Origin of the sequence: Bacteroides sp. An269, from assembly GCF_002159755.1 — a bacterium.
GTDB lineage: Bacteria > Bacteroidota > Bacteroidia > Bacteroidales > Bacteroidaceae > Phocaeicola > Phocaeicola intestinalis.
The window spans coordinates 1-5917 of the sequence record NZ_NFJG01000166.1 but is presented as its reverse complement, the minus strand read 5'-3'; the positions used below and the strand labels follow the sequence as shown (position 1 = coordinate 5917).

Below are 5917 nucleotides of genomic sequence, written 5' to 3'. Positions count from 1 at the left end.
AGTCGCAGACAACATCGTTATTTTTTTCAGGGCAAAGGCTCTTAGCCGGAACTCTTTCATTTCCACTAACCCTTATAAATTTGCCGTCAAAAAACAAAGGCTCTCAGATGGGGATATTTCGACCTGGAATGAGGAAGCGGACAGACAAAAAGACCATTCTAAGACAATCGGAAAAAGAATGAGTTCCCAATATTGCGTTAGGGATAGAAGAAAAAAGCCCGCAGAACCGAGGACTTGAAACGGATAGCCCGACAGTTTGCTGGAACGCCAGGATAAGAAACAGAATATGCATTAACTAAAGAGAAAATAAAAGAGGTATGCAAGGATAAAACCATGCATACCTCTTACTGTTTTTGATTATGTGACAGAATCAAAATTTAATAAAACTATCATTCAGTATCATCATCGAAAAGCTTAAGTTGGCGTTTGTTTTCTTCTTCCTCGGCAGCTCTTCTTCTACGTTCATATATCAGATGCTCTTCATATTTTAGTACACTCATCATATCCCTGATTGTGTTCAGCCTATCTTCTTCGTTTGTGAAATATGGAATGTTTTCTTCATCACCTTTGAAGTACTGAGTGTACATATCGATATAGCATTTGAAACTCTCTTTCAGGGTAGAAGGAATCCTTAAAGTTGTCGTTACATAACCGGTCTTCAGCTTGGGGCCCGCACCTGCTCTTTTTCCGCCACGCTTGTCATTAATAATCTTCTCAATATCCCAGGCTGTAAGATTAGTTTTAGGAAGAAAGATTTCCTTTCCTTTTGAAGTCATCGCATAATATATATCAGAAAGCCATCTCTTCCAGACCTTTGTAATCTGTCCAGTAAAATACAGGCGAAGAAACTCTTTGGTAAGATGGTTGTCAGGGAGTTTTCCAACAGGAGTTACACCGTCTTCATCAATAAAGACATCCACATCAATATTATATTTTTCAACTAGTTCAAATTTATTTTCCATATAAGCTGATTTGTGTGGTTTGGGACAAAAATAGTGAATTTTGATTATGTCACAAAATCAAAATTAAATAATTTGAACGTATTGTGTTGTAAAATTTATTGTAAAAAAAAGACTTGCCTATCCCATCAGGAATCAAGCAAGCCTACAGCATAAATGCGCAATGAATCAGTCTTTCAGAGAGTATGTCTTCACTATCTTCTTACCTACTTTTTCTGTAGAGAAGGAAAGTTTGTCTTCTTTAGACAACCAACCGATAGCAGCCCAGAACTCTGCGTCTGAAAGTTTAGATTCCTTTTTAAGGTGTGCAAGTTCAACACTCTTTTTACCATCGAGAATATGCCAGATAACGCCGGCATTCTGACCAATTAATACCTGTTCCATATTGAAATTGATTAAATAAATAATGAAAAGTAAAAAAATGAGGAAATGTCTATCACAACCTGGAAAGGATACGATAGACGTGCCGCAGATGCAGCTATAAACTTAAATTATAATGTGCTTTGATTTACTGTCAAGAATATAAGAGATGAAAAGGGAATAACAGTATTGGAGTGTTATAAGTGTCTTATAACGAGGCAAAGATACAGAAATTTTCTATCATCAAAGAAAAATTGAAAAGAAAAAGCGGTTAAGTTGCCTTAACCGCCCAGAGCCATGCACGTCTTCCGTAATAGGCTATTACCAGAACCTCTGCTTGAGTATCATAAAATTATAAATAATCTCTGAGAAAAACAAATGAACAATATATATTGTCCCAATCATTACGGATAATAATAAATAATATGGCAGAGAAGAGAACCAACAACAGGGAAACAGTATTTCCCAAGTTCCGGACATATACCAGACACCGCAGAGAAAGAAGCAAAAGGAGGAAGAACTCGACCAGCCCAGGAAAAGAAGCCGGGGTTTTGGAATGGGAATGTAATTTTAGATATATATGCTTGTGTGAGGGATGTTTGTCCCCTGTATTTTTGATACAGGGGGCATTAGGATCAAATCGGAAAAGTAAAAGCGTCCAAAGAAAATCTTAATCGCTTATATCTAAAACATTTTCAGGAATATCATGATTGCCGACAACAAAATAATACTTAACTCCTGTTTCTATGTCTTTAGCATTCATAATGGCAGGAGAAATTTCTCTTGTTTCCAAGCTTTCAATCTGTTCTTGCCAATCCCAACCTAATAGTATTTTTAAAGCAAAAAAGGTTTTTTCACTTGTACCTGTCAAATCATATTTATAAACAGATTTGTTCTCTAATTTATCATTGAAGGTTAATTCCATGTACGGTACACTGTTCTCTACGATAAAATTGTAACTACCAGTCTGCTTTAAGTCTTTATCATCATCGTACAAATAGAAACTTCTTGATTCGTTGTTAATGAGGAAAAATTCATCCCCTTCATTATATGGTGATTGCATAGGATTTGCTAGTACCAAATTTAAATAGTCATCAACAATCTTTATTTTCAGTTCTACGGTCTCATTTACAATATTATCATGGACTTTTACTATTGTTTCTCCAGTCTGTTTGGGGTGAATTTCCAAATCTCCCATACCAATTGGGCTTGACAAATCTATTGTAGCTTCTAATATTTCAGGATTGTTCACTTCTATAGTGTAATCTCTGTTACCTCCTCTTATCATGATGTTTTTGGCACCAGTCAGAGGGCGTTCGTAATAGTTTTTTTCAAACGACAGATGAAATATCTGTTTGCTATTATCTGTATCTTTATCACAACTGATAAAGGCAAATGTAAACAGGAATAGCATCAGTATTCCAAATAAATTCTTTGTTTTCATATTACTTTGATTATAGTAGTTTATAGTTCTGTATTAACTCAAATTATCTGCACTTTATTATTACACTAATAATACAAATATGCAAATATAGTATTAATAATCAATTAAATATAATTTTTAAAGTAATATTTTGTAATAAAGAAGTTCTAATATTCAACAACTTAAAATGTTTACTTCACAAGGATGACATCATCAAGGTTGGTGGTGTACTGCTTGCTGATGTGTTCGCATTTGAGGTGCCATGACTTATCTGTAGTGCCCTGGACAGCTACCTTAATGGTATTGTGGCCGTTCTTGCGGTTGATGGCATCTATGGCAGCGGCCAGACGTGACTGCTTCTCACGGTCAATGGTGTCGAACAGGTTAGTCTGGATGGCTGAGTCAGGAACTATGTTCCAGACAATGACACCGGCTTTCTTGTACTGGTAACCGCCCTCTTTGCAAAAATCTATTCTGAGTGCCCGGACTGCGGTGCTCACAAGTTCCTGAAGGTCGTTGGTTGGTACCTGCTGGATGGTGCGGTTGATACAGTGATGCGGTAGATCTAGACGGAAACGGCTGGTATAGGCGAAGACTGTTATCTCTGTACAGCAGCTGTGCTGCATACGGAGCTTACGGACACATTCGGAAGAAAAGTTGGCGACAGCTTCCTCTAAGCTGGAGAGTTCGGACAGGCTGAAATGAGTTTAGTTTTCTTTGTTTCAACGAATCTGTATTGGTGTGATATTTAATTATCAGAAAAGCCTCTGGTATAAAATATCCAGAGGCTTTTCAAATATTTAATCTATAAAAATTAGTTTCCGATTTTTATAGCATAAAATTGTTTTTTGTCTAGATAATATTTCATATCCGATAAGACCTTGTATAGCTTCTGACCTCGTCGCATTGAGATGATCTATATTGCTAAATACAGTCTCAGTATTTTTAAATTTTTTATTTCCAATTTTCATCCCCCTAAGTTTCCCTGTATGGACTTCTGTAAAATTCCCATTATTTGCGCCCTTTAAATCTGTTGTTTTTATATCCTTTATATTTTTCTTTAACTGAGTCCATAATTGAGAATCTAAAAGATTAGTACCTGCACCACAATCTATGGCTAACAGAAGAGTAATCTTATCTATTTGAGCGTTCACACATGGTATATGAGTAAAGGATTTTTCTTCATTAAAAGATAAAGATATCTCACTAAATTTATATTTGTTTTCTTTTAAAAATGTATCTGTATAATCTGGGGCTATTAAAGTAAGTGTTTTATTCTGATAATCAAACAATAAGTCAAAATCTTTATATATTGAGTATCCGATCAAACCATGAATTTCTAGCCCATTCTCCAAATGAGATAAATCAGACATCATTACTTTTATATTTTTAGCCTGTATGCCATTGAAATTAAATGAATCAACCGCTATTACATCTTGACCGTTTATGCTACTACCATTTACATCTTTTGAATTATTGAGACTGATCTCTTTCTTATTTCCGTTTGCTTTGAAATACTTACTGTTGAGATATAGTGAAGGGGCACCACTATCAATGATAAATTTGCATTTTTCACCGTTTATCATTGCAGTAACAACTATCAGATTATCAGACGTTATTTCAAATGGAATTGATATCATTTTCGATTGTGGCCTTTCAAACTCTATTTCTTTATCAGCTTTTTTCACCATAACTGCAAACAAATTCAGGCGTTTTATCTTATTTTCTTTATTAAAAACAAAGGTAGAAGTTCTTTCCCCAACTCTCGAATAAGTGAATTTATATACCAATGTCAGACTATTTTCATCTTTACTTTCCGATATTTTTTCATATTTCGATACATGCTCATTTAATTGTACAACTATTTGGTTTAGTACTAGTGTAGCAACATTCCCCTTTTGACCAGAGCACTCGAAATCAGGTGAAAGGTGTTTTTGTAAACCCTCAGTAGAGTGGTTGTTAATTGCATTAACTGTTTCCTGTACAACTTTCTCGCACTCTGTGATTGATTGCGCCTTTGCACCTTGTGAAAAGAATAAAAATAAAATAACACAGATAATGGTAATGTTTGTTCTCATAAAACTATTATTTGATGTTTATAATTTGTTCTTATTTCCCAACCTATATCCGCTTGTCACGCACCTTAAATGAATTCATGCACATTTCAAATCTTTCGTTAAAGAATTAATATTGAATAACGACAATCAACTTCCGATACATTCTTTTATTTCCTATCTCCTTGAAATTTAAAATGTACAGAAGAAATCTATTTATTCAAGTTTCGCAAGTACTCAAATAATGTAATAAAAAAGGCTAAAGAGTTTGATAATTCGATGATTATCACTATATTAATGTCGCCAAACAAACGATATAGCACCCTTTAGCCATGAACAAAAATAGATATATTATCGGTGAACTCCAAGAGTTTTTTGCAAAGAATGACTCTAGCAAGGCAATAAACAGCATATCAACCATTATGAACAGCATAAGGATACAAAGCAAAGTCATCGAGTCAGTTAAGAATCCGAATTGCAAATTCACCTGTCTTCAGGTGTTGCAGCTGCTTGTTCTGTTCCCGTTCTTTTCAATTAAGAATGCTGCCAACTATTCGTCTTCTGCCCTGGGCAAGATGTTTGTCTGCCACAAAGATATGTTCTATCGTTTCATGAACGACGGCAACATCAATTGGCGACGTATAATCTACTCGGTTTTCAGGCAGGTGTATTCACGTGTGAAACGTAGAACGACATTGAAGTCGGACATCAGGTGTGTCATCATCGATGATACAGACCTTCCGAAGACCGGATTCAAGACCGAGAAGATTGGCAAGGTATTCTCTCATACCCAAATGAAGCCTATACTTGGATTCAAGGCAATGTTCCTCTGTTTTACGGATGGTGTATCCCAGTTTCTCCTTGACTTTTCTCTTCATGGAGAGACAGGCACCGCACGTGCACCCCGTTTCTTTCTCTTTTCGCAAGCAGTCATTTACAGAGCCGAGTTTCCAACAGTTGGAAATCGTGCCGCTTTCTTCCCCTGCCTTGCTCGCTTACTTGCAGGAAAGGGGGATAAATCCGGCACTGGCGAAAAAAGAATGTAAGGAAGCGCGGTTTACGCACAACGGCAAACGGTACTTCGCCATTGCGTTTCCCAACATGTCGGGCGGCTATGAAAT

The 5917-nt window shown here is 36.0% G+C and carries 6 protein-coding genes and 1 pseudogene; 2 read left to right on the top strand and 5 right to left on the bottom strand.

Annotated features, from left to right (window positions below):
• Window positions 1-238: hypothetical protein (locus B5F71_RS20845; protein WP_206423865.1), on the top strand; the 238-nt coding region annotated here is incomplete at its 5' end.
• A gap of 151 nt (window positions 239-389) precedes the next feature.
• On the opposite strand, the gene B5F71_RS18300 is transcribed toward B5F71_RS20845, so the two are convergent.
• The 5 genes from B5F71_RS18300 to B5F71_RS18280 all read right to left on the bottom strand — a co-directional run bounded on the left by B5F71_RS18300 (window position 390) and on the right by B5F71_RS18280 (window position 4820).
• Window positions 390-962, bottom strand: a complete 573-nt coding sequence (locus B5F71_RS18300) for a hypothetical protein (protein ID WP_087213224.1) — start codon at window positions 960-962, stop codon at window positions 390-392.
• A 165-nt stretch (window positions 963-1127) separates the two neighbouring features.
• The gene (locus tag B5F71_RS18295) at window positions 1128-1343 is read right to left on the bottom strand and encodes a winged helix-turn-helix domain-containing protein (protein ID WP_087213221.1); all 216 of its coding nucleotides are present in this window, start codon (window positions 1341-1343) and stop codon (window positions 1128-1130) included.
• Between the two features lie 646 nt (window positions 1344-1989).
• Window positions 1990-2763 carry a hypothetical protein gene (locus B5F71_RS18290; protein ID WP_205161754.1) on the bottom strand — a complete coding sequence of 258 codons (774 nt, stop codon included), beginning with the start codon at window positions 2761-2763 and terminating at the stop codon, window positions 1990-1992.
• 170 nt (window positions 2764-2933) lie between these two features.
• Window positions 2934-3437: a DUF4113 domain-containing protein gene (locus tag B5F71_RS18285; RefSeq protein ID WP_241148650.1), complete on the bottom strand. Its 504-nt coding sequence runs from the start codon at window positions 3435-3437 to the stop codon at window positions 2934-2936.
• 105 nt (window positions 3438-3542) lie between these two features.
• Window positions 3543-4820, bottom strand: coding sequence for a retroviral-like aspartic protease family protein (locus B5F71_RS18280; RefSeq protein ID WP_087213218.1), 1278 nt, complete (start codon window positions 4818-4820; stop codon window positions 3543-3545).
• An 816-nt stretch (window positions 4821-5636) separates the two neighbouring features.
• On the opposite strand from B5F71_RS18280, the pseudogene B5F71_RS18270 reads away from it, so the two are divergent.
• Window positions 5637-5917 (top strand): annotated as a pseudogene (locus tag B5F71_RS18270) (DNA primase); the annotation flags it as partial.